The organism is Thermodesulfobacterium sp. (genome assembly GCF_030445475.1).
In the GTDB taxonomy this organism is placed as follows: Bacteria; Desulfobacterota; Thermodesulfobacteria; order Thermodesulfobacteriales; family Thermodesulfobacteriaceae; genus Thermodesulfobacterium; species Thermodesulfobacterium commune.
The window spans coordinates 50194-71977 of sequence record NZ_JASUTP010000005.1 but is presented as its reverse complement, the minus strand read 5'-3'; the positions used below and the strand labels follow the sequence as shown (position 1 = coordinate 71977).

General features: G+C 36.1%; 28 protein-coding genes and 1 tRNA gene. 14 read left to right on the top strand and 15 right to left on the bottom strand.

Annotated features, from left to right (window positions below; all coding sequences use genetic code 11):
• Positions 1–1170 carry an Mrp/NBP35 family ATP-binding protein gene (locus tag PWP26_RS03320; protein WP_038060870.1) on the bottom strand — a complete coding sequence of 390 codons (1170 nt, stop codon included), beginning with the start codon at positions 1168–1170 and terminating at the stop codon, positions 1–3.
• Between the two features lie 141 nt (positions 1171–1311).
• A tRNA-Arg gene (locus PWP26_RS03315) sits at positions 1312–1385 on the bottom strand.
• A gap of 188 nt (positions 1386–1573) precedes the next feature.
• Between PWP26_RS03315 and PWP26_RS03310 the strand changes: the two genes are divergently transcribed.
• Genes PWP26_RS03310 through PWP26_RS03295 form a run of 4 tightly spaced genes read left to right on the top strand, consistent with a single transcriptional unit; the run spans position 1574 to position 3961 of the window.
• Positions 1574–2008 (top strand): flagellar protein FlaG, encoded by a 435-nt coding sequence (locus PWP26_RS03310; RefSeq protein ID WP_301398949.1) that lies wholly within the window; start codon positions 1574–1576, stop codon positions 2006–2008.
• Between the two features lie 3 nt (positions 2009–2011).
• Entirely contained in the window at positions 2012–3310 is a 1299-nt protein-coding gene (fliD, locus tag PWP26_RS03305) for a flagellar filament capping protein FliD (protein ID WP_301398948.1), read from the top strand.
• Positions 3311–3332: 22 nt separating this feature from the next.
• Positions 3333–3734: a flagellar export chaperone FliS gene (gene fliS / locus PWP26_RS03300; RefSeq protein WP_235181316.1), complete on the top strand. Its 402-nt coding sequence runs from the start codon at positions 3333–3335 to the stop codon at positions 3732–3734.
• Positions 3704–3961 carry a hypothetical protein gene (locus PWP26_RS03295; RefSeq protein WP_038060876.1) on the top strand — a complete coding sequence of 86 codons (258 nt, stop codon included), beginning with the start codon at positions 3704–3706 and terminating at the stop codon, positions 3959–3961. Before fliS ends, PWP26_RS03295 begins: the two co-directional genes overlap by 31 nt.
• On the opposite strand, the gene PWP26_RS03290 is transcribed toward PWP26_RS03295, so the two are convergent.
• From PWP26_RS03290 to trpC, 7 genes are read right to left on the bottom strand one after another with little or no spacing between them, the layout of a single operon-like run.
• Positions 3958–4206: a hypothetical protein gene (locus PWP26_RS03290; RefSeq protein WP_038060879.1), complete on the bottom strand. Its 249-nt coding sequence runs from the start codon at positions 4204–4206 to the stop codon at positions 3958–3960. The two genes, PWP26_RS03295 and PWP26_RS03290, sit on opposite strands and share 4 nt — an antisense overlap.
• Positions 4207–4231: 25 nt before the next feature.
• Complete coding sequence (locus PWP26_RS03285; RefSeq protein ID WP_051754485.1) at positions 4232–5161, bottom strand: GGDEF domain-containing protein; 930 nt, start codon at positions 5159–5161, stop codon at positions 4232–4234.
• A gap of 5 nt (positions 5162–5166) precedes the next feature.
• Positions 5167–6033: an HDOD domain-containing protein gene (locus PWP26_RS03280; RefSeq protein WP_038060881.1), complete on the bottom strand. Its 867-nt coding sequence runs from the start codon at positions 6031–6033 to the stop codon at positions 5167–5169.
• Between the two features lie 8 nt (positions 6034–6041).
• Positions 6042–6350, bottom strand: coding sequence for a hypothetical protein (locus PWP26_RS03275; protein ID WP_038060884.1), 309 nt, complete (start codon positions 6348–6350; stop codon positions 6042–6044).
• Between the two features lie 29 nt (positions 6351–6379).
• Positions 6380–7255 (bottom strand): ATP phosphoribosyltransferase, encoded by an 876-nt coding sequence (gene hisG, locus PWP26_RS03270; protein ID WP_038060887.1) that lies wholly within the window; start codon positions 7253–7255, stop codon positions 6380–6382.
• A complete protein-coding gene (gene hisI / locus PWP26_RS03265) occupies positions 7239–7622 on the bottom strand; it encodes a phosphoribosyl-AMP cyclohydrolase (protein WP_038060890.1) in 384 nt (127 codons plus the stop codon). Before hisI ends, hisG begins: the two co-directional genes overlap by 17 nt.
• Positions 7606–8406 carry an indole-3-glycerol phosphate synthase TrpC gene (trpC, locus tag PWP26_RS03260; RefSeq protein WP_287567958.1) on the bottom strand — a complete coding sequence of 267 codons (801 nt, stop codon included), beginning with the start codon at positions 8404–8406 and terminating at the stop codon, positions 7606–7608. Before trpC ends, hisI begins: the two co-directional genes overlap by 17 nt.
• Positions 8407–8502: 96 nt before the next feature.
• Here trpC and rpmH point away from each other — a divergent pair, with 96 nt between their 5' ends.
• The 10 genes from rpmH to PWP26_RS03210 all read left to right on the top strand — a co-directional run bounded on the left by rpmH (position 8503) and on the right by PWP26_RS03210 (position 16457).
• A complete protein-coding gene (rpmH, locus tag PWP26_RS03255) occupies positions 8503–8640 on the top strand; it encodes a 50S ribosomal protein L34 (RefSeq protein ID WP_301398947.1) in 138 nt (45 codons plus the stop codon).
• A 22-nt stretch (positions 8641–8662) separates the two neighbouring features.
• A complete protein-coding gene (gene rnpA, locus PWP26_RS03250) occupies positions 8663–9010 on the top strand; it encodes a ribonuclease P protein component (protein ID WP_038060895.1) in 348 nt (115 codons plus the stop codon).
• Between the two features lies 1 nt (position 9011).
• Positions 9012–9254, top strand: coding sequence for a membrane protein insertion efficiency factor YidD (gene yidD, locus PWP26_RS03245; protein ID WP_273012200.1), 243 nt, complete (start codon positions 9012–9014; stop codon positions 9252–9254).
• Positions 9255–9259: 5 nt separating this feature from the next.
• Positions 9260–10900, top strand: a complete 1641-nt coding sequence (gene yidC / locus PWP26_RS03240) for a membrane protein insertase YidC (RefSeq protein ID WP_301398946.1) — start codon at positions 9260–9262, stop codon at positions 10898–10900.
• A gap of 16 nt (positions 10901–10916) precedes the next feature.
• The gene (locus PWP26_RS03235) at positions 10917–11564 is read left to right on the top strand and encodes a Jag N-terminal domain-containing protein (RefSeq protein ID WP_038060906.1); all 648 of its coding nucleotides are present in this window, start codon (positions 10917–10919) and stop codon (positions 11562–11564) included.
• 41 nt (positions 11565–11605) lie between these two features.
• A complete protein-coding gene (mnmE, locus tag PWP26_RS03230) occupies positions 11606–13006 on the top strand; it encodes a tRNA uridine-5-carboxymethylaminomethyl(34) synthesis GTPase MnmE (RefSeq protein ID WP_038060909.1) in 1401 nt (466 codons plus the stop codon).
• A 14-nt stretch (positions 13007–13020) separates the two neighbouring features.
• Positions 13021–13794: a hydroxymethylpyrimidine/phosphomethylpyrimidine kinase gene (locus PWP26_RS03225; protein WP_301398945.1), complete on the top strand. Its 774-nt coding sequence runs from the start codon at positions 13021–13023 to the stop codon at positions 13792–13794.
• Positions 13779–14075, top strand: a complete 297-nt coding sequence (gene gatC / locus PWP26_RS03220; RefSeq protein WP_038060912.1) for an Asp-tRNA(Asn)/Glu-tRNA(Gln) amidotransferase subunit GatC — start codon at positions 13779–13781, stop codon at positions 14073–14075. Before PWP26_RS03225 ends, gatC begins: the two co-directional genes overlap by 16 nt.
• A gap of 66 nt (positions 14076–14141) precedes the next feature.
• Entirely contained in the window at positions 14142–15563 is a 1422-nt protein-coding gene (gatA, locus tag PWP26_RS03215) for an Asp-tRNA(Asn)/Glu-tRNA(Gln) amidotransferase subunit GatA (protein WP_345968896.1), read from the top strand.
• Between the two features lie 18 nt (positions 15564–15581).
• Entirely contained in the window at positions 15582–16457 is an 876-nt protein-coding gene (locus PWP26_RS03210) for a ParB/RepB/Spo0J family partition protein (RefSeq protein WP_038060918.1), read from the top strand.
• A 16-nt stretch (positions 16458–16473) separates the two neighbouring features.
• Here the strand turns inward: PWP26_RS03210 and PWP26_RS03205 are convergent, their stop codons facing one another.
• From PWP26_RS03205 to PWP26_RS03180, 6 genes are read right to left on the bottom strand one after another with little or no spacing between them, the layout of a single operon-like run.
• Complete coding sequence (locus PWP26_RS03205) at positions 16474–16815, bottom strand: DsrE family protein (RefSeq protein ID WP_038060920.1); 342 nt, start codon at positions 16813–16815, stop codon at positions 16474–16476.
• A 14-nt stretch (positions 16816–16829) separates the two neighbouring features.
• Positions 16830–17846 carry an NAD(P)H-dependent glycerol-3-phosphate dehydrogenase gene (locus PWP26_RS03200; RefSeq protein ID WP_287567971.1) on the bottom strand — a complete coding sequence of 339 codons (1017 nt, stop codon included), beginning with the start codon at positions 17844–17846 and terminating at the stop codon, positions 16830–16832.
• Positions 17847–17863: 17 nt separating this feature from the next.
• A complete protein-coding gene (locus PWP26_RS03195) occupies positions 17864–19510 on the bottom strand; it encodes a peptide-binding protein (protein WP_038060926.1) in 1647 nt (548 codons plus the stop codon).
• Positions 19511–19512: 2 nt separating this feature from the next.
• Positions 19513–20004, bottom strand: a complete 492-nt coding sequence (locus tag PWP26_RS03190; protein WP_038060928.1) for a phosphate-starvation-inducible PsiE family protein — start codon at positions 20002–20004, stop codon at positions 19513–19515.
• A complete protein-coding gene (thpR, locus tag PWP26_RS03185; protein ID WP_273025529.1) occupies positions 20001–20570 on the bottom strand; it encodes an RNA 2',3'-cyclic phosphodiesterase in 570 nt (189 codons plus the stop codon). Before thpR ends, PWP26_RS03190 begins: the two co-directional genes overlap by 4 nt.
• Positions 20515–21783 carry a nicotinamide-nucleotide amidohydrolase family protein gene (locus PWP26_RS03180; protein ID WP_287567974.1) on the bottom strand — a complete coding sequence of 423 codons (1269 nt, stop codon included), beginning with the start codon at positions 21781–21783 and terminating at the stop codon, positions 20515–20517. Before PWP26_RS03180 ends, thpR begins: the two co-directional genes overlap by 56 nt.
• Position 21784 lies beyond the last annotated feature (1 nt).

Here is a 21784-nt window from a genome sequence, read left to right as displayed (position 1 = left end):
TTAATGCATGCTTTTTTGATTAATGTATTCTTCTATCAAACTGTCAGGGTTTTCTTCTGAGTTTTCAGCCACCAAAACTCTTATTCCTTGTTTGACTAAGTCGTCGGCAAGCTCCTTAGGTGGGGCATAAAGTAAGATGTGGGTAGCCACCTGTTCTGTCAGAAATGAAAAAAGGTCTTGATTTTGAGGCTTCTTTACTAAATCTTTGACCAAGATTTTATTGTTTTCTATGTCATAAACTAAAAACATGTCGAAATTTTCCAGAGAAGGCTCTATCTTGTTAGGCGGTGTAGTCACCGGCACAGCAATCCTCATAAATCTTTCTTCTAACACATCTTCTTTCATCTCTTCAGTAGCAGCTATAATATTTCTAACCAGTTCTTCAAAGGCTTTAGCAGTAACACTTTCTGGATAAGCAGCAATAATAGGTCTCCCTGTATCTCCGGTGTCAACCACCCTTGGGTCAACAGGTATCCGACCTAAAAACCTTAGTCCAAACTCATCTGCTAATTTTTGTCCCCCTCCTCTTTTAAAAAGGTCGATAGGTTTTCCACAATGTGGGCAAATAAACCCACTCATGTTTTCTACTATCCCTAGAATCCTCATCTTTATTTTCTGACAGAACCTTATAGACTTCTTAACATCTATCAACGAAACCTCCTGAGGAGTAGTCACGATTAAAGCATAGGCATCTGGAATCGTTTTTGCAACAGTTAACGGCTCGTCCCCGGTACCTGGGGGAGCGTCTATCACTAAATAATCAAGTTCTCCCCAATCTATATCTCCTATAAACTGTTTGATCGCCGAATGTTTGATAGGACCTCTCCAGATAATAGCTGTATCTTCGGAAGGTAAAAGAGGTTCAATAGAAAGAAACTTTAAATTAGGAGAATATTTGATAGGTCCCATCCTTCCGTCTGGTTTTCTAGAAATTCTCAGATCTCTCGCACCTAACATTTTAGGGATACTTGGGCCATGAAGGTCTACGTCTAAAAGCCCTACCATAAAATCTTGTAAGGATAATCCGACAGCTATATTAACTGAAACGGTGCTTTTACCTACCCCCCCTTTCCCAGACATTACCATAATTTTATGTTTTATTTTAGCTAATTGTTCTCTTACTTTCTTGTCTTGCTGATCCATCAAAAACCCTTTCTCTTTTCCAACCATAAAATCCCCCTTTTAGAAAAATCTTATTAAACAATAATAATATTTTTATATTTTATCCCGCCGTTTTATTTTAATCTTAACTCGTGTTTTGTCAAATTAGAAAATGAAAGTGTTTACTATGAATTCTAAAATTACCAAGAACGCCCCCGGCAGGACTCGAACCTGCGACACCGAGATTAGGAATCTCGTGCTCTATCCTCCTGAGCTACGGGGGCAAAACTGAAGCTGTTTATTAATTTAAATAATAATAGCCTTTAAACAAATTTTTGCAAGAGAGCATTTTATAAAATTTCTATCCTTTTATCCAGCCTGAAAATTTATAAAAATTTTTTAATTTTAGGTCTTAAGTTTTTTTCAATTTATCCGATAATATTTTTAAGAAAGAAAGTAAGGGAGCGTGTCTATGAACATAAAAAAGATAGATAGCCAATCCTTTGATTTTTTCTTATCCTCGCAAGAGGTTACCATAAAACCTCGAGACCAAACCTCTTCCCCTAAAAAATCCTATGATTCGACCTTTCCTTCTAAAGGTAGTTCTACCCAAGAATCCTTAACTATGAACCAAAAGCAACTCAAAGAAACGTTGAAGAATTTTAACAAACTCATTGAAGCCTTGAACAAACGCTTAGACCCGTTAAGCAAAGAATTAAAAGTAGAGATAGACCAAGAGTTAAACTTACCTATTTTTAAAATTTTAGACAAAGAAACCAAGGAAGTTTTACGTCAAATTCCATGGGAAGAAACCTTAAAACTTCTTAAATACTTTCGAGAAATAAATCTTTTTGATAATATAAAATTAGAAAAATTAAAAGGTTTATTACTACAAAAAGAGGTATAAAACATGGCTGACACTCCTTTATACTTAAACAACGTAACAGGACTGCTTGACGTAGATTCGATGGTTCAAGGTATATTGCAACCTAAATTAAAAACCCTTAATAAACTTCAACAGGATAAAGCTACTCTTCAAATTAAAAATACTGCTATAGCCAATTTACTCGGAGCCATAAAGAGTGCTCAGTCTTCAATAGACAGCTTAAACGTAGAAAATTTGTTTAAAAATAAAAGTGTTGTGGTAGATGATAGTTCAATCCTTTCAGCTTCAGCTACCAAGGATACCCCAAACGTTTCTTTAAATCTTACCGTTTTACAACTTTCCCAAACAGAAACAAGAATTTCCACCCAAGGGGTAGAAAGCTTATCCAGTTCTATAGAAGCAACCACTTTTAATTTAAAATACTATACTTCTAACACAGATTACCAAACATTTACCATTAACTTCGGTGGTGGAAACCTTCAAAATCTAGTAGATACCATAAATCAATCCCAAGACAAAGTCACAGCTTCTGTTTTTTATGACGGTACTTCTTATAAACTTATGCTTGCGGAAAAAAGTCCAGAAGCTTCAACCAAAGAAACCCAAGACCAAGATACAGTCATCCAGATAGAGGGAAACTTCCCTGCTGTATTAGGTGGACTTACCACCTTACAAGAAGCTAAAAATACTAAGATTCAAATAGGCACAAATACCATAGAAAGTCCTGGGGCAACCGTAAATAATCTCCTACCTGGTTTAACCGTAAATGTAAAAAAAACAGGTAGTACTTCTATAACTATAAAAGATGATTATTCACAAGTTTCATCTGAATTGTCTAAGGTTTTAGACAACTTAAACTCTGTACTTAGCTTGATTAAATCTAACACCGACAAAGGGCAACTTTTTCAAGGTAATGCCATGCTTACCCAAGTAAAAACACAATTTTTAAACAACTTTAAACCACTTATAAAATTAGGAATTATCAATGTAAATGATGAAGGCAATTTTTCTATAAACACCTCAACCCTAAACAGCCTATTAGAAAAAAACCCTGATCAAGTAAAGCAAGCGATTTACGAATTTAAAAATAACTTCTCTAAAACTTTAACCAATCTTAACTCTGCTTTTAATATCTTCCAAAACAGACAAAATCTTCAAATAGAACTTATAGATAAAAAAATTTCTTCTTTACAGGAAGCTATAGCTAAAGAAGAAAGCAGGTTAAGGCTAGCTTTTAGTAAAATAGAAGCACTATTGTATAGAAATGATCAACTAAAAGCTAAACTACAAAGTTTTGCCACACCTTTGTCTGAATCAAAATAAACTCTAATAATTAGGAGGATTTATGGTTAAGATGGTTTACAACTACCTAGAAAATCAGGTAAAAAATGCCGATCCTTTAGACTTAGTAATCATGCTTTATAGTAAAGCCATCTCTTGTCTAAAGATTTCTAAAAATGTGATAGAGTCTGGACTGAATAACCCTGAAGATATAAAAAAGAAGGCAGAAAACTTAGGTAAGGCTACCGATATCATAGCCTATCTACAAGGTTCTCTTAACCTTGAAAAAGGCGGAGATATTGCCAAAAATCTAAATGAGATATACCAAACCCTTTTAGACGAGTTGATTGTAGCAAACACTCAGAACGACGCTAAAAAAATCACAGACAGTATAGAGGTTTTAGAAAAACTTAAGAAAGCCTGGGAAGAAATTAAATGTCAATCTCAAAACTCAAAGAAAGACTGATTGAAATAGAACTTGCTATAAAAAATCAAGATTTAGATAAAGCTTTAACAATTTATGAAGAAATTGACCAAAACTTTGAAAAATACGTAAAAAACATAAAACAAGAAGAGTTAAAATCTGTTTTAAATTTGGTAGAATTTTTAGAAAAATTACTTAAAGAAAAACAGGCAGAGCTTATAGAGTCTAAAAAATTCCTTAACCTAAAGAAGGCCTATACAAGGTTTTAACTTTTTTCCATAAAGGCTTTTAGCCCTGCTAACCTTTGTTTTTCTGACTCTAAAGCTTTATAGGTTTGCCATAACTTCCTAAGTTTAGGGTTATCTTTAATCTGTAGCTCCTCTAACTCAGAAACTTTAACATTTAACTCTTTTTCTAAAGCTTCAAGCTTTTTTGTCAAACTCTTGATATTCTCTTCGCAAACTTTTATCTCCCGAGAAGTAGTAAACCAGACCTCGTCATAAACTATTCCCATTAGATCTCCCCTTTTATAAAATTTTTTATTTTCTCCTGTCTATAAAATAGTTACTTCCTGGCATCTTCTTTACCAAGGCTTTTACTTCAGCCGCTCTCTGTGAAATCTCACCTAAGTGTTTAAACTTATTAGGATAAATCGGTACTAAAGCTATAGAAACCGAAGGCAAAGGAATTTGTCCTAAGTGTCCTTGTCTGTCTTTGGTTATAAAATATCCTCTTTTTAAATCTTCTTCTTTTAAAAATATAGGAAGGGTTGCTTCAAATTTTTTGATGATTTCTTTTGCAACTTCTTCTCCTTTTTCGATAGGAACCACAAAAACAAAATCATCTCCTCCTATGTGCCCCAGAAAATATCCTTGGCCTACCTTTTCATTTAAGGTTGTGGCTAAAATCCTTGCTAAATTTTTGATAAGCTCATCCCCTCTTGAAAAACCATACACATCGTTATATACCTTGAAATTGTCTAAATCTACATAACCTATAGCTACCTTTTGTTTTTCTTTAAGAATCTTTTCTAAATATTTAGAAATAGAAGTATTCCCAGGAAGCCCGGTGAGAGGATTGGTGTCAGAGATCCTCTCTATTCGTTTAAAAGCATATTCTATTCTAAGGATAACTTCTTTTAAGTCCTCGTGAATGATTACAAAATCGTCTACCACCTCAGCTTTATTTATCAAAAAATCAAAGTCTAACTCATTAACCACTAGTATAACAGGAATACCGGTGAGGTTAAAATTTTTCTTAAGACTTATTATTTGTTCAAAGGCTAAAGGGTCCTTTTCGTAGTTAAAAAGAATCATATCTGGTGGTCTAAACAAAAAACTTTCTAACAAACTCTTGGAAGAATAAAAAAACTTAAGAAGATATTTATCTTTAAGCTCAGAAAAAAGCTGTTCTTTCCATTTTTTAAAAACTTTATCTTTTTTCAAAAACAAATAGATGGTCTTAGGCATTAAACTTACGTGACTTCTGTTTCTTTTTTAAGTTCTTCAGTAAAAAATTTAAGCTCATAAAGTTTAGGCTCAAGTTTAAAAAACAACTCTTTAATAAAAGAAAAATCAAGCTTTAGAATTTTAAAAGCCTTTTCATCAAGAGGAGGTACTTTCTTGTAAAGGCTTTCACCATAACCTCTTGCATGAATTAAAACGTCAGCAAGATGGACTACCGCCGCCTCTTTTTTAAATTCTTTAGCCTTAGAAAGATTATGATGAGCTTCTACTGCCTCTATCAATCTTTCAGGCAAATTCCATTGTCTCATCAAAAAAGCTCCAATTTCAGCATGGTTTATTCCTAAAACCTCCTCTTCTGCTTTTAAAGGTTCTTTTTTTTCCTTTTCTATAAGCTCGACTATCTGAGTGTATTCCTGCGGAAAGGCTACCTTTTCTATCACCCTTCCCAGGTCATGTAAAAGCCCAGCTGTAGCTATTTCTTGAGGTTCCTTTAATTCTACTTTTTCTGCAAGAATTTTAGCACAGGCAGCCACCCCAACGGAATGTTCCCACAATCCTACATCTTCTTTATGTAAAATCTCAAAAATAGAAGAGGTGGTAATCAAAATCTTTATTACGTTGATACCGAGTAACATCAGGGCATTTTGAACAGTACTTACTCTCCGTGGGAAACCATAGAAAGCTGAGTTAGCAAGCCTCAAGATTTTAGAGGTTATTACCTGGTCTTTTTCTATCAACTCTGCTATTTGTCCTATAGAAACCCTTTCGTCCTCTACCATGGCATTTAGTCTTTGCACTATAGGAGGTAAAGTAGGTAATCCTTCCAGTTTACGAAGCTTTCTTCTTACTTCTTTTCTTTTTTCATAGGGATCCATGAAATCTCCTAAGTTTCTTTATATTTTTCCAGCAAAAACTCCTTTAACACTTCTTTTATGTTAAGTAGAATTGGGTCAGAAATCCCTTCAAACCTTTTTTCTAAACCTTCTAACTCTTCTTCTAAAGTTTTTTCCCAAGGAAGCTTTACTTTAAGTCCTTCAACCGTAACAAACTGAACTCCAAATTCTTGAAATTTTTTTAAATGTTCTTCAGTTAGCTCCACCCCTTTGCCACAGAGAGTTCTCCCGTTTACATCTACTACCTCTTCGTAAGTTTTCATTCCAGGAATTATATAAGACAAAGGTAGTCTTTGCATGTTGTACCTCTTTTAAAATCATTCTTTGTTTAGATAACTTTGTTTAAACTATACTCTATGATTCCTTCAGCCCCTAACTCTAAAAGTTTGGGTACCAGGTCTCTCACCTCTTTTTCTGACACAATTACTTCTATTGCATACCAGTCTTTGTTATAAAGTTGGGCAATGGTTGGAGAGGTAATACTTGGTAATATCGCAATAATCTTTTCAAGATTAGAAGCAGGCACGTTCATCTTTAGCCCTACCTTCTTATGAGAATTAAGAGCACCTTTAAGTAACACTGCAATTTGTTGTATTTTTTTTCTTTTCCATGGATCTTCCCAGGCTTTTTCGTTGGCTATTAACTGAGGATAGGTAATCAACAATTCATAAATAATCTTTAAACCATGAGCTCTTATGGTAGTACCTGTCTCTGTAACTTCAACTATGGCATCACAAAGACCCTGCACAACCTTAGCTTCTGTAGCACCCCAAGAATAGCTCACTTCAACGGGAATTCCTCTTTCTTCAAAAAACCTCTTTGTGAACTGGACAAGCTCAGTACTAATCTTTTTCCCTGCTAAGTCTTCAAGCCTTTCTATCCCTGATCCTTCTTTTACTGCCAAAACCCATCTTGCAGGTTTCTTACTTACTTTAGAATAAATTAGCTCCTCTACCACCACAACTTTTGAATTATTTTCTAAAATCCAGTCTTTTCCAGTAATACCTGCATCAAGTATTCCTAGTTCTACATATTTACTCATTTCCTGAGGTCTACATATTACCATCTCTAACTCACAATCATCAACCTCAGGAAAATAGTTTCTGTGATGAACATCTATCGTCCATCCTGCTTTTTCAAAAAGCTCGATAGTTGCCTTTTCTAAACTTCCTTTAGGAATCCCAAACTTAAGCTTTTTTTCCATAAACCTCCTCCGGATTAAACATTTTTTCTTCTATAATTTCTAAATTTTTTTCGCCAAGTTTTCTATAAAAACAACTCATATATCCTTCATGACATACAGGACCCTTAGGCTCTACCTTAAAAAGCAAAGTATCTTCGTCACAATCAACCAATACCTCTTTTACCACGAGATAATGTTTTGACGTTTCTCCTTTTAGCCAAATCTTATTTCTCGTTCTACTATAAAAATGCATCAAACCAGTCTCTAAGGTTTTTCTTAACGCTTCTTCGTTTAAAAATCCTACCATTAGAACTTTAGAAGTCTTAAAATCTTGAATAACCGCCGGCAAAAGACCCCCAAGTTTTTCAAAATTAAGTTTTAGCTCCATCTACTACCTCCCTAAAAGCTCTAAGTTTTTTCTCAGGATTTTTGGCCTTAACCAAAGAAGTCCCTATCAATACCCCTTTAAACCCTTTCTTTATCAAAGGCTTTAAATCTTCAGGATTATGATAACCACTTTCAGCTATTACTTGACATCTCGAAGGAATCTTTTCAAAAAGAGCTAAACTTTGGTTTTGGTCAACCTTTAAAGTTCTCAAGTTTCTGTTGTTAATCCCAATAAGAGTTGCCCCTACAGAAAGGGCCTTCTCTAAATCCTCTTCGTCATGAACCTCAACCAAAGGGGTTAACCCTAATTTTTTGGTATGTTTGAAAAGTTCCTTAAGGTCTTCTTTGGTTAAAATAGTACTTATCAAAAGAACAAGGTCTGCTCCAAAAGCTCTTGCCTCTTCTATCTGTATAGGGTCTAAGACAAAGTCTTTTCTTAAAAGCGGTAGGTCTGTTATAGTCCTTATGGCAGCAAGATATTCTAAAGAACCTCTAAAAAAAATCTCCTCAGTAATAACTGAAATGGCTTTAGCCCCTCCTTTAATATAATTTTTGGCAAGCTCTAAAGGGTTAAAATTCTCTCTAAAATTATCTTTTAACGGACTTGCCTTTTTAATTTCAGCAATGATAACAAATCCTTCCTTTTCCAAGTATTTTTCAAAATCAATAGGGGTTCTATCCTTAAAAGGTCTAAAATAAAGACCTCTTTCTTTTCGTTTTAAAACTTCGTAGTATTTTTCTAAAAGAATGCTGGATAAAACTGGGTTGATTTTATGTTTTTCCATATTATCTTTATAGGAAATTTTTCTTTTATTTTATCCTGTAGAAAATTTTTTAAAAGATGTTAATATCATAATTTTTAGAAATATGGAGGTAAGGAGATGAAGAGGACTTACCAACCAAGTCGTTTAAAGATGAAAAGAAGACATGGATTTAGAGCCAGGATGAAAACCCGTTCTGGCAGAAGGATCCTTAAAAACAGAAGAAGAAGAAAAGGACGTTGGCGCTTAACTGTTTAAAATTTAATTAACCTTTAAAAGTTTGAAAAAAGAAGGGCTTTCTAAAAAGGAACGTTTAACCAAAAATTCGGAGTTTCAGAAAGTTTTTAAATATGGGAAAAAAGTATGGGTTGATTCTATACTGTTAATACTTTATACACCTAACGAATTAGGAATAAGAAGGTTAGGAATAGTAGTTTCTAAAAAAATTAAAAAAGCTACTAAAAGAAATAAAGTTAAACGCTGGATTAGAGAAATTTTTAGGAAAAATAAAGAATCCTTTCCTGAAGGGTGTGATTTTATAATCATCCCCCATCCGAAAATGGGGGAGTTAAGCTTTGCAGAGATTAAGACTAAGGTTTTAGAAAAACTAGCTGAATTAAAAAGTTAAGATGAAAGCTTTGGGTATTTTTTTGATAAACCTCTATCAAAAGTTCATTTCTCCCATATTTTCAGTATATTTTAACATAAACTGCAGGTTTTATCCTTCCTGTAGTGATTACACCAAAGAGGCAATCCTAGAATTTGGCCTTTTAAAAGGGACCTTTTTAGGGATTAAAAGAATCCTTAGATGTCATCCCTTTTGTAAAGGTGGATACGACCCAGTACCAAAAAACCCTGCAAGGAGGATTTAATTTCAATGGATAATAGGATTTTAATTGCTTTAGGCCTTTCTTTTTTGGTAATAGTTTTCTTTCATTACATCTATCTAAAACTTTTTCCTGCTCCTCCTATAGAACCAACAACCTTAAACTCAACTTTATCTAATTCAACGGTTAGTCAGAACAATACCTCAACACCTCAAGCCTTATCTTCAAAACCAACCCTACCTAATAATCCTACCTTTTCTGAAAGATCCAATCTACCTTCTTATGCCATTGTTTCTCCGAAATATAACGCTACCCTAACTACCTCTGGGGTAAGGTTTAACGAGTTTTTATTAAAAGAGTTTTTTAAAGACAGAAGCCAAAAGGATCCAGTAAACCTCATAACTGCAGCATCCTACTCTTTACCCCTTGAGGTTTACTTAGAATCCAAACCAGAGCTTGCGGTTTTAGGTTACAATTCCAATTCTCCTTCTAAAGTGATTTTAGAAAAAGATGGAGAAAAAGAGTTATCTTTTTACACATCCTATCAGGGGATATCTTTAGAAAAAACTCTAAAATTTAAACCTCAATCTTATTTTATCGACCTCAAAATCAAAATTACCAACCAAAGCAACCAAACCCTTACAGATAAACTTCTTCTCAGAGGTGCCTTTGCCCCCTTTGTAGATGGAACAAAGTATGTATTTACAGGTCCTTTTTATTACACCAATCATCTAAACGAGGTTAAACTCAAAAATTCTAAGGTTGAAGAATACGTAGGAAATTTAAAATACTTAGGATATGAAGACAACTATTTTATGGTAGCTGTTATTCCTGAGGGATTTAGCAACGCCTCTCTAAAAGCTACTTTTAGAAACCTGACTGACACAGTGCAGGAGTTTATACTCTGGGTTCCTGTTGAAAACCTTAAACCAGGTGAAGTGGCTTCTTATCAGTTTAAGCTGTATATGGGTCCTAAAAAGTTAGAAGAAATGCGAAAAGAATTTCCTTTACTTACCAAAGCCTTATACTTTGGGATTTTTGATTTTATCGCTAAACCTTTACTTTATGTGTTAAAATTTACTCACCAGTTTACCCACAATTTTGGGTGGGATATCATAATTATGACCTTGCTTTTAAGGGTCCTTTTCTTCCCCTTAAACCACATAAGCTATAAAAGTATGAAAAAAATGCAAGAACTACAGCCTGTTATCCAGAGGCTAAGAGAAAAATATAAAGATGACCCACAAGGTCTCAATCGTGAAGTTATGAATCTCTATAGAACTCAAAAGATAAATCCTTTTTCTGGATGTCTTCCTATCCTTATTCAGATACCTGTTTTTATCGCCTTTTATAAAGTATTATTAATGGCGATAGAATTAAGACATGCACCTTTTATGCTTTGGATAACCGACCTTAGTGCTCCTGAAAGGCTTTACATAGGGAACTTGGTTATCCCTTACTTAGGTGGTATACCTGTGCTTACGATTTTGATGGGAATTTCGATGTATTTACAGCAAAAGTTGACGCCTTCCTCTCCTGATCCTATGCAAGCCAAACTTATGCTTTTTATGCCTATATTCTTTACTATCCTTTTTATAAACTTCCCTTCAGGACTTGTTTTATACTGGTTTGTAAACAATCTCTTATCGATCGTTCAACAATATTTTACTTTAAAATTAACCAAAAAATAATCTGAGAGGTGGGACTATGGTTTTAGAGAAAGAGCTTGAGGGAAAAAGTTTAGACCAGCTTTTGGAGGTTGCTTGCCAAGAATTAGGGTGTATGCCAGAAGATTTGGAGTTAGAAATTTTAGAAGTCACCTCTTCTTCTGGACTTTTAGGTATGCCCAGCAAAAAAATTAAAATTAAAGCTAAACTAAAACCTGACAAAATGCTCTCTGAAAGAGCTAACAAAGCTTTAACTTTTCTAAAAGACCTTTTTTACTACACCGACTTTCAAATAGAAACCCAAACCAACCTTTTAAAAGACAAACTCCAGATAGAAATCTTGTTAAAAGGTGAAGACCTTAAGTATCTTGTACAAAACGGAGGGGAGGTACTCTCTGCTTTGGAGTTTCTTACTAACAAAATCGTAGCCAAATCCTTAGGGGTAGGGCCTAAGATTGTCTTAAAACCTGAGGGAATTAACTTAGAGAGAGAAAAAAGACTTATCTCTGCAGTGAAAAGAGCCATAGAAAAGGTAAAAACCACCAAAGAGCCTCAGATAATTAAGGTTGGGTCTCAAAGGGAAGAAAGGATTGTCCTTAACTTAGTTAAACCTGAGAAGAATATAGAGGCTGTGGTAGAAGGTGAAGGAAAACAAAAAAAGGTTATCTTACAATGGACTAACTCTTAAACGAGCCTTGAATAAGGGGGTAATCCCCCCTTTGATGTTTTATGCAACCTAAACTTTATCCTGAAGATACTATTGCTGCGATTGCTACACCTTTAGGTCGTGGAGCTATAGGTATCATCAAAATAAGCGGTGAGTCCGCTTTATCTATTTTAAAACAAATATTTAAACCAAAAAAAAATACAACTAGCTTTCAGTCTCATCGACTTTACTATGGGTTTATTGTGGACCCAGAAACAGAAAAAGTAATAGACGAGGTTATGGCAGTTTACATGCAAAAACCTAAGACGTATACAAGGGAAGATGTGGTAGAGATTTATGCCCATAGTGGGACTCTTATTTTAAGAAAAATCTTAGAACTTGTTTTAAAAGCAGGGGCAAGGCTTGCTCAACCAGGAGAGTTTACTTTAAGGGCTTACCTCAACGGAAGGATTGACCTTTCCCAAGCAGAAGCGATTCAAGAGCTGATCTCAGCCAAAACAGAAAAGGCTCTACAACTTTCCTTAAACACCCTCTTAGGCAGGTTTTCAGAAAAGATAAACCAAATAAGGCAGCATCTCTTAGACCTTTTAGCTCAGGTAGAAAGCGCCATAGACTTTCCAGAAGAAAACCTTGAGATACTGGAACCACCTCAACTTATTGAAAGAATCAACTCTCAAGTTATTCCTGAATTACAACAGCTTATCAAAAATTATCAAGAAGGAAAGGTATATAAAGAAGGTATCAGTTTAGTGATAGCTGGGAAACCTAATGTAGGAAAATCCTCTTTAATGAACGCCCTTTTAAAAGAAGAACGGGCTATCGTTACCCCTATCCCTGGAACTACCAGAGACTTTTTAGAGGAAGAGGCAACTATCGAGGGACTTCCGGTTAAACTCATAGACACTGCCGGTATAAGGGCTACAGAAGACCCTATAGAAAAAATAGGGGTAGAAAGGGCTAAACACAAATTTAAAGAGGCGGACCTTATCTTGTTTTTGGTAGACGTAAGTTCTCCTCCTTCTGAAGAAGAAAAAAACCTTTTTGAAGAGGTAAAAATCTACCCCCACTTGGTTTTAATCAACAAAATAGACTTAATACCAAACTATTTAGAAGCATGGGAGAAAGAACTCGAAAAATGGGGGGTCAAAGACTACTTACCTATTTCTGTAAAAGAAGGAAAAAACTTAGACCTTTTGGGTAAAAAAATCTTTGAAAAAATCACCGGAGGTAAAGAACCAGAGATACCTGAGTTAGTACCTAACTTAAGACAAAAAATCTCTTTAGAAAAGGCGATAAGGTATCTAGAAAACGCTTTAGAAGAGCTTAAAAAACCTAACCCCCTTCCTGAGATCATCTCTATAGAAATAAGAGAGGCGATCTCTGCTCTTTCTGAAATCATAGGAGAGGTTACCACCGAAGACCTTTTGACTCAAATCTTTTCGACTTTTTGTATAGGAAAATAAGGGCAGAGGATTAAATGTACGTCCTTTCTTTAGCAGGACTTGACCCTTCAGGAGGGGCAGGAGTTTTAGTAGATGTTAAGGTCTTCTCTCTGTTAGGTTTAAAAGGAGGTGGGATACCCACAGCCCTTACCCTGCAAAACACCTCTGTTTTTAAAGGCTGGGTCCCGATAGATTTAGATTATTTTAAAGAAGCTTTACAGATGGTGTTCTCTGACCTACCTGTAACCGGTGTAAAAATAGGTATGGTTGGGGCTTGCGAGGTGTTAGAAATACTTGTCTTTTACCTTAGAAAATATCGGCAGCAACTTTTAGCAGTAGTTTATGACCCTGTGCTTAAGGCTACCCTAAATCATCCTCTTTTTTCTTCTGAAGAATTTTTAGACTTAGTCAAAAGGGAACTACTCCCTCTTTTAGACTTTATTACCCCTAATCTTTATGAAGCTTCTTTGCTAACCGGTAAAGAGATAAAAACTGAAGAAGATTTAGAGAAGGCAGCCAAAACCCTTTTGGAATATGGATGCAAGCAGGTGGTGATTACAGGTTATCAAAAAAAGAATAAGATTTACGACTATTTCTTTTCAAAAGAAGAAAAAATACCCTTAGGGAAAAAAAGGTTAAGCCTTGAATTTCATGGGACCGGGTGCGCTTTTTCTTCAAGTCTTCTGAGTTTTTTAGTGAAAGGTTTTCCTCCTTTTTCTGCCTTTAAAAAAGCCAAAAATTGGTTATACTTATACCTCAAAAAAGCAAGCGTTCAACCTTTAGGAGGTAAGATATGCCTATTTCTTTAGAAGAAATCCTTAAAATCGCCCACTTATGCAGACTTGAATTTGATGAAGAGGAGGCTAAAAAGTTTTCTGAAGAGCTTTCTAAAATTTTAGACTATTTTGAAACCTTACAAACTTTGGACACTCAAGATGTACCACCTACCTTTCATGCCGTAAAACTTCCTACCCCTTATAGAGAAGATGAGGTTAAAACGTTCGATAACATAGAAGGTTTGCTGGCTAATTCTCCTAAGGTTAAAGATAACATGATAGTAGTTCCTAAGGTAGTGAAAGCTCCTTCATAAACTCAAGAGAGGTGAGAGATGAAAAGCACAACCCTAACAGAGTTTACCATAAAAAATGCTTTGGAGATGCTTGAAAAAGGAGAAATAAGCTCTGTTGAGCTTGTCGAAGAAACGTTTAACCAAATTAAAAGGTTTGATCCTGAGGTCAAAGCCTTTTTGCATCTGTTTGAAGAAGAAGCTCTTTCAAAAGCCAAAGAAGCTGACGAAAAACGAAAAAAAGGCGAAAAAGGAAGCCTTTTAGGAATACCTCTTTCTATTAAAGACAACATTTGTATCAAGGGCTATCCTACGACCTGTGCTTCCAAAATTTTAGAAAACTTTATCGCCCCTTATGAAGCTACGGTGGTTGAAAAACTCAAAGCTGAAGGGGCTGTGTTGATAGGAAAGACGAACTTGGATGAGTTTGCCATGGGATCTTCTACAGAAAATTCTGCCTTTTTTCCTACAAGGAATCCATGGGATTTAGAAAGGGTGCCTGGAGGCTCATCTGGCGGTTCTGCTGCGGCTGTAGCTGTAAGGATGGGGCTTGGGTCTTTGGGTTCTGATACAGGAGGGTCTATCAGACAACCTGCCGCTTTTTGTGGGGTGGTAGGATTAAAACCTACTTATGGCCTGGTCTCCCGTTATGGTTTGGTAGCCTTTGCTTCTTCTTTAGACCAGATCGGACCTTTCGGATTAACCGTAGAAGACACTGCTATACTCTTAAAAGCCATCGCAGGAAAGGATGAAAAAGACTCTACCTCTGCCGCGGTTAGCATACCAGACTACCTACAAGTAATACATCAAAACGAAAAAACTAAATTTACCATAGGTCTACCTAAAGAATATCTCCAAACAGAAATGGACCCAGAAATAAAACAAAAGATCGAAGAGGTGGTAAACCTGCTCAGGAAAACCCATGAAATTAAAGAGGTGTCTTTACCTCACACCCCTTATGCAGTAGCTACTTATTATATCATCGCTCCTGCTGAAGCTTCATCAAACCTGGCACGTTACGATGGTGTTAAATATGGATTAAGAGTGGAAAGCACTAACTTGATTGACATGTATAAAAAAACCAGAGCCAAAGGGTTTGGAAAAGAGGTAAAAAGAAGGATCATGATAGGAACTTATGCCCTTTCTGCCGGATACTATGATGCCTTTTATCTCAAAGCCTCTAAGGTGAGAACCCTGATTTTAAGGGACTTTTTAGAGGCTTTTAAACAGGTTGACCTTTTAATCACCCCTGTAACCCCTACTCCACCCTTTAAAATAGGAGAAAAGATTACCGACCCCTTGCAGATGTACCTTTCTGACATCTTTACCATCCCGGTTAATCTGGCAGGACTTCCTGGTATTAGCCTACCAATAGGCCTTAACTCAGAGGGGCTTCCTATAGGATTACAAATAATAGGACCTCATTTCAGAGAAGATTTACTCCTTAGCTTGGCCTATCAAATAGAAAAAATGATAGACCAAAGGTTTATACCTCCTCTGTTAAAAAATTGAGCTTCAAGGATAAGAAACATGAAAAAAAAGGCACTTGGCAAAGGGCTTTCTGAACTAATACCTGACATAGACCAGGAGATCTCTTTACAAGAAAAAACTGACCATAAAGGTATAAGGTTTATTCCTGTAGATCACATACTTTTTTCTCCACTACAACCTAGATTGGTGTATAAAGAAGATGAAGAGTTTGAAGAGCTGGTTAAGTCCATCAAAGAGACAGGGATTTTGCAACCTATTTTAGTACGAGAAAAAGGGGAAGGTTTGTTTGAGTGTATCGCAGGAGAGCGCAGGCTTAGAGCTTGTAAAAAAGCTGGACTCTCCGAAGTCCCTGCCATCATCAAAAACCTTTCTGATGAAGAGGTCTTAATAGTTGCGCTGATAGAAAACCTGCAAAGGAAAAATCTCAATCCCTTAGAAGAGGCTATAGCTTATAAAAACCTTGTAGAAAAGTTCGGTTATACCCAAGAAGAGATTGCAGCTAAAGTAGGTAAAGACCGTACTACTGTAGCTAATCTGCTAAGGCTTTTAAACCTTCCTCAAGAAATCCAGCAAGACCTTATGGAGGAAAAGCTTACGGTAGGACATGCTAAGGCCCTTCTATCTCTAAGTTCTAAAGAACAACAATTAGAGGTAAGAAACATTATCCTACAAAAAGGACTTTCAGTAAGAGAAACTGAAAGACTGGTTAACAAGCTTTTAGCAGGAGAGAAAGCCAAAAAATTAAAACAACCTGACCCTAATCTTTTATATCTGTCTGAAGAAATAAGTAAGCTTGTTGGCACAAAGGTTAATATAAAAATACAAAACAAAAAAACTTATTTCATCTTCGAGTTTGAAGAACCAGAAAGGGTAGAAGATTTTTTGGAAACTCTTAAAAAAGCCTTCGGTATTTAGAACTATTTTCTAACATTTAAGCCCTTACATAGGCATATCCTTCCTGTTGCAGCTCTACCAAAGCTTTAATACCAGCAGGAACGGTTTTACCTCCTTTAGGCACTGCCTCAAAAGGTATGTTAAAGCCTTTTAAAGCGTTTTCACAAAAATAAACCTCTCCTCCTAAATCAAGTAGCTCGTTAAAAAGGTCTGTATAAGGGGTAAAATCTTTTAAAACGGTTATTCCTTCAAAGTTCACGATTATTTTAACCAAAGGTTGTTCTTCAGACCTACAGGCATTAAGAAAATTTTTCGCCATTTTTAATGCTGGTACAAACCTATCAGATTGAGGAACATGTAATAAAAGCTTTAACTCCATACTTACCCCCTCATCTATGATAATATATCCAAGTTCTCAAACTCTTTTTTAAGACTCCTTGAAAGGAGCCTTTTCAAACATTTTTGAGGGTTTTCCTTTTCAAAAAGGACATGGTAAACCTCTTCACAGATAGGCATCTCTATCTTAAAATGACGGGCTAAATTTTTTACTACCTTAGCAGTTTTAACTCCTTCAGCTACCTCTCTCAAATTTTGCAGGATATCTTCTAATTTCTCTCCCTTTCCTATTCGATATCCTACTTGATAATTTCGAGAAAGGGCCCCTGTACAGGTTAAAACAAGGTCTCCAAGGCCTGCTAGCCCATAAAAAGTAGAAGGCTGTCCCCCCATCTTGATACCTAAACGTATCATCTCTATAAGACCACGGGTTATCAAAGAAGCCCTGGCATTAAGACCTAATTGAAGTCCGTCGCAAATTCCAGAAGCTATGGCTATCACGTTTTTTATAGCTCCAGCGATCTCAACCCCGAGAGGGTCATCGCTTCTGTAAACCCTAAAATAAGGCTGGGCGATTAGTTCTTGGATCTTTTTGGTTTCTTCTTCTTTTTTACCTGCCAAAACTACCGCTGTAGGAAGCTCCTTAGCCACCTCTTTAGCAAAAGAAGGTCCTCCCAACACCATCACTTCACAACTTTCAGGCAACAATTCCGTTAATATATTATAAGGGGTCTTTCCTGTTTCTAAGTCTATACCTTTGATAGCGGAAACATGATATTTTATCCGTTTAGCCAAAGATTTTAACCCTTCTAACAAATGTCTTAAGGCATAAGAAGGCACCACCCAAAAAACAGCCTCAGAATTACCAAAAGCTTCTTCTGGGTCTAAGGTAGCTTTTAATTTTTTAGGTAGCTTAATTCCTGGGAGGTAAAAAGGATTTTCTTTTTCTTTATTGATACTATCACAAACGACCTCCCTTCTAACTAAAAGAGAAACCTCGATGTCTTTTGAGGCTAATACTTTACCTAAAGCTGTTCCCCAACTTCCTCCTCCTACTACCGTTATCTTCTTCATATACTCATACCTCTTTTTTATGGTATCAAATATTTTTGTCTTTCTTTAGGAACCCACCATTCTTCTAAGTTATACCCTATTCCTATGGCTGAGGTTTTTACCTCCTGAACCCTTGAACTTATAGCCTCTAAACTCATAGGTATATAAAGAAATGTATAGGGTTGGTCTTCAGCCAAGATCTCTTGTACTTTAAAATAGATTTTCTTTCGTTTTTTTACATCTAAGGTATATCTTCCTTGTTCTAAAAGACGATCAAGTTCAGGATTAGCGTATCCCACAAAATTTAACCCAGGAGAGACTGTTTTGGAAGAATGGAAAATGTCGTAAAGGTCTGGGTCTGGGCCAGTAGACCAACCCAAGATAACTGCTTCAAACCTTCTTTTGTCTATAAACTGATGGATAAGGGTGGTCCATTCTAAAGTTCGAATGTTTACCTTTATTCCTATTTTTGAAAGCTCTTGTTGAATAATCTGAGCGGCAAGAAGCCTTGGAAGATTACCTTGATTAACCAATAGGGTAAACTCAAAGGGTTTACCTTCCCTTTCTAACAAACCTTTTTCGTTTCTCTTAAAACCTGCTTCTAAGAGTAAGGTTAAAGCCTTTTGAGGATCATAGGGACAACTTTTTTCTATCGCCGGGTTGTAAAACCAGGTATCAGGTTTATAAGGACCATAAGCCGGTATCCCCTGACCTAAAAGCGCCCCCTTTACTATCTTTTGTTTATCTATCGCATAACACAAAGCCTTTCTTACCCTTTTGTCTCTAAAAATCGGATGAGCCAGGTTATACCCTATGTAAGTAAAAGAAAAAGCAGGATATTTATAGATATGAAAAGACTTTTCTATTTCTTTTTCCCTCTGAAGTTTTAAGTATTGAAGAGGGGTTAAGGAAACCCAATCTATACTCCCAGAACGAAGTTCCATAAAAAGGGTTGTAGGGTCAGGAATGATACGATAGATAAGATAGTTTAAATAAGGTCTACCTTTATAGTAAAGAGGATTAGCTTTTAAAACAATTTCCTGCTGAGTCTTCCATCGTACCAACGTAAAAGGGCCATTACCGATGGGATTTCTTCCAAAAACATTTTTTAAATAATCAAGGTCCTTCCCCTCAAGCAGATGTTTCGGAAGAACCACCAAATTACCCCAAGAAGACAGAGCTAAAGCAAATGGCCTTTTATAGGTAACCCTAAAGGTATAAGGATCAAGTATCTCAAACTTTTCTACCTCAAGAAAATCGCTGGCATAGGGAGTAGGTATCTTAGGGTCAGTAATCAACCGGTAACCAAAAGCTACATCTTCTGCTGTAACCTCAACCCCATCACTCCATTTAACTCCTTTTCTTAAATAAAAAGTAAAAGTTTTTTGATCTTCTGATATTTCATACCTTTCAGCCAATTCCCCTACAAGATTAAGGTCAGGTCCGTATTTAACCACCCCCAAAAACAGATGCCCCCCTATCGTATGACTCATAACATCTGTGGCTATCATAGGCACCATTACGCTGGCATCAGCTATAGCTCCTATAACCAGGGCATCTCCGTAGTCTTTAGAAAAGCTCTGTTTAGAGGTAGTTCCATAAAGCAAAATCAACGTCCCAAAACCAAAAGTAAAACATAAAACTAAAACTAAAACTAAAATTAAAAACTTTGGTTTCAACGACATGGTTATTCCTGTAAAGAGCTAATCCGAGGTTTTTTAAAAATTTTTATTCCCTTGTATATTATCAAAATAAACCTGCTCACTACCACCAAAACGATGGCAAAAGCCCACCAAAAAACTTCAAATCCTGTGACCTTGCCTTCAAAAAGATGTATCATAAACTCTCTTATCAAGAAGGCTATCAAAGCCTCTATCAGGATTTCCATACTTACTGCCTCGTGTTCAAAATAATCTACAAAAGCCCTTATCAATTCAAGTACCACTATCAAACTCAATACGTTGGTTACCAGATCTTTAAAACTTGCCCTAACTGTGGGTTCACTAAAAACAAAGGTAAGATCTTTGACGGTTTTAAAAATTCCTATTCCTAAACTTACGATCAAAATGATGATGGCTAAATTAAAAGCAAGCTTAATGATACCTTTATAAACACATAAAACAACATTTTGTAAAGCCTCTAACTGAGAAGATGGGCTACAGGGAAGGTCTTTTTTCATACCTTTAGTCCTACCTCCTTAAAAATTTTATAGACAGGACCTTTAGGGGTTAGTTTGCTCTCAAAAAAATCAATCTTTCTTACAGGAAACCTTATACCTTCAAGTCTTTCAGCCTCTTTGTAAAGGTTCTTAAAGTAGTCTTCAAAGGCTGACTTGTCTTTTATTTCTTTTATCCTAAAGAGGGTGATATGGGGGTGAAACCTTTGATCAAGGCCTAACTTGAATTTTTTAAAGGCTTTATGTAAATCTTCTACCAGTTTAAACAAAGTCCCTGTCTCTTCTTTAATCCCTATCCAAACCACCCTGGGATTGCCTTTTTCAGGAAAAAACCCAAGTTTATCTATGGATAAAACAAAACTTTGATGTTGGGTAGCCACCTTTTCTACAGACTTAACCAATCTTTCCAAAAGGTTAGCCCCAATTTCACCGAAAAAAACTAAGGTAAGATGAAAATTTTCCAGTTCTACCCATTTAGTCCTAAGACCCTCTGGTTGTGTAACTTTTTCTAAATCAGCAAGACCTTTCTTCAACTCCAAGGGCAAATCTATACCTAAGAAAACTCTCATCATATAGGATAAGCCTCCTTAACATATCTAAAGCAGTATAACTACTCATCAACTGAACCTCTCTTCTTTCTAAACCATAAAACCCAAATCTAAAAGCCTTTACCTTGTTTTGATAAGCAAGTCCTATGTAGACTGTTCCCACCGGGTTTTCAGGAGTACCTCCTCCAGGGCCTGCATAACCTGTAATTCCGATAGCAAAGTCTACCTTTACCTGTCTTCTTACTCCCTCTGCCATATCTAAAGCCACCTGATAACTCACCACCCCAAACTGTTCTATATGCTCCTTTTTTACCCCAAGTAGTTCCATTTTGCTCTCAGGACTATAAGTCACCCAACCTCTTTCAAAATAGTTAGAACTTCCTGCAACTGAGGTTAAAAGAGAAGCCAACATCCCTCCTGTACAGGATTCGGCAACCGCTACCTTTTTTCCTCGTTCTATCAAAAAGTCCCCAACCACTTCTACCAAAGAGCGATCTTCCTCACTTACTAAGGAAACTCCAAACTTTTTTTTAAGCTCAGATATTACCTCTGACAATAGGCCTTGATTTTTACTCCTAACCACCAACTTAACCTCAGGCCCAAGGGGATAGTATCCTATCTTTAAGTCTTGAGTATTTAAAGTATAACTTTTTAAAAATAAATTAAGGTCTGTTTCATTTAGGTCAAAAAATCGCAAAGATTTAGATAACTCTAAACCTTCTGCCTTAAACCTCTGAGATAAGAGTGGTAGTACCTTTTGGGTTAAAAGATATTCAAACTGATGAGGTACTCCAGGCAAAACAAAAATAAGTTTTTCTTTAAAGTCTAAAAGATATCCTGCCATAGTTAAGTTATCTGCCAAAGGCACCGCACCCTCAGGAAGCAGAGACATCTTTTTGGCTATTTCTTGAGAACTAGCATATTCTTTAGAATCCTTTATAGCCTTAGACACTTCCTGATTTTCAACCAAATTAAGCCCTAAAGCCTCAGCCACAGCCTGGTTAGTGAGGTCATCATCTGTAGGTCCAAGCCCACCAGACAAAACCAAAAAAGAATACTTTACATATAGGTCCTTTAAATAAGACTTTACCAAAGATAGATCATCAGGGATGGTAACTATTTCTCTAACCTGAAATCCATGCGAAGAAAGTTGCCTGGTAGCAACGATAACGTTGGTGTTTACCACCAACCCAGAAATTAGCTCATCTCCGATAAAGATTAAAGCACCTTTCATC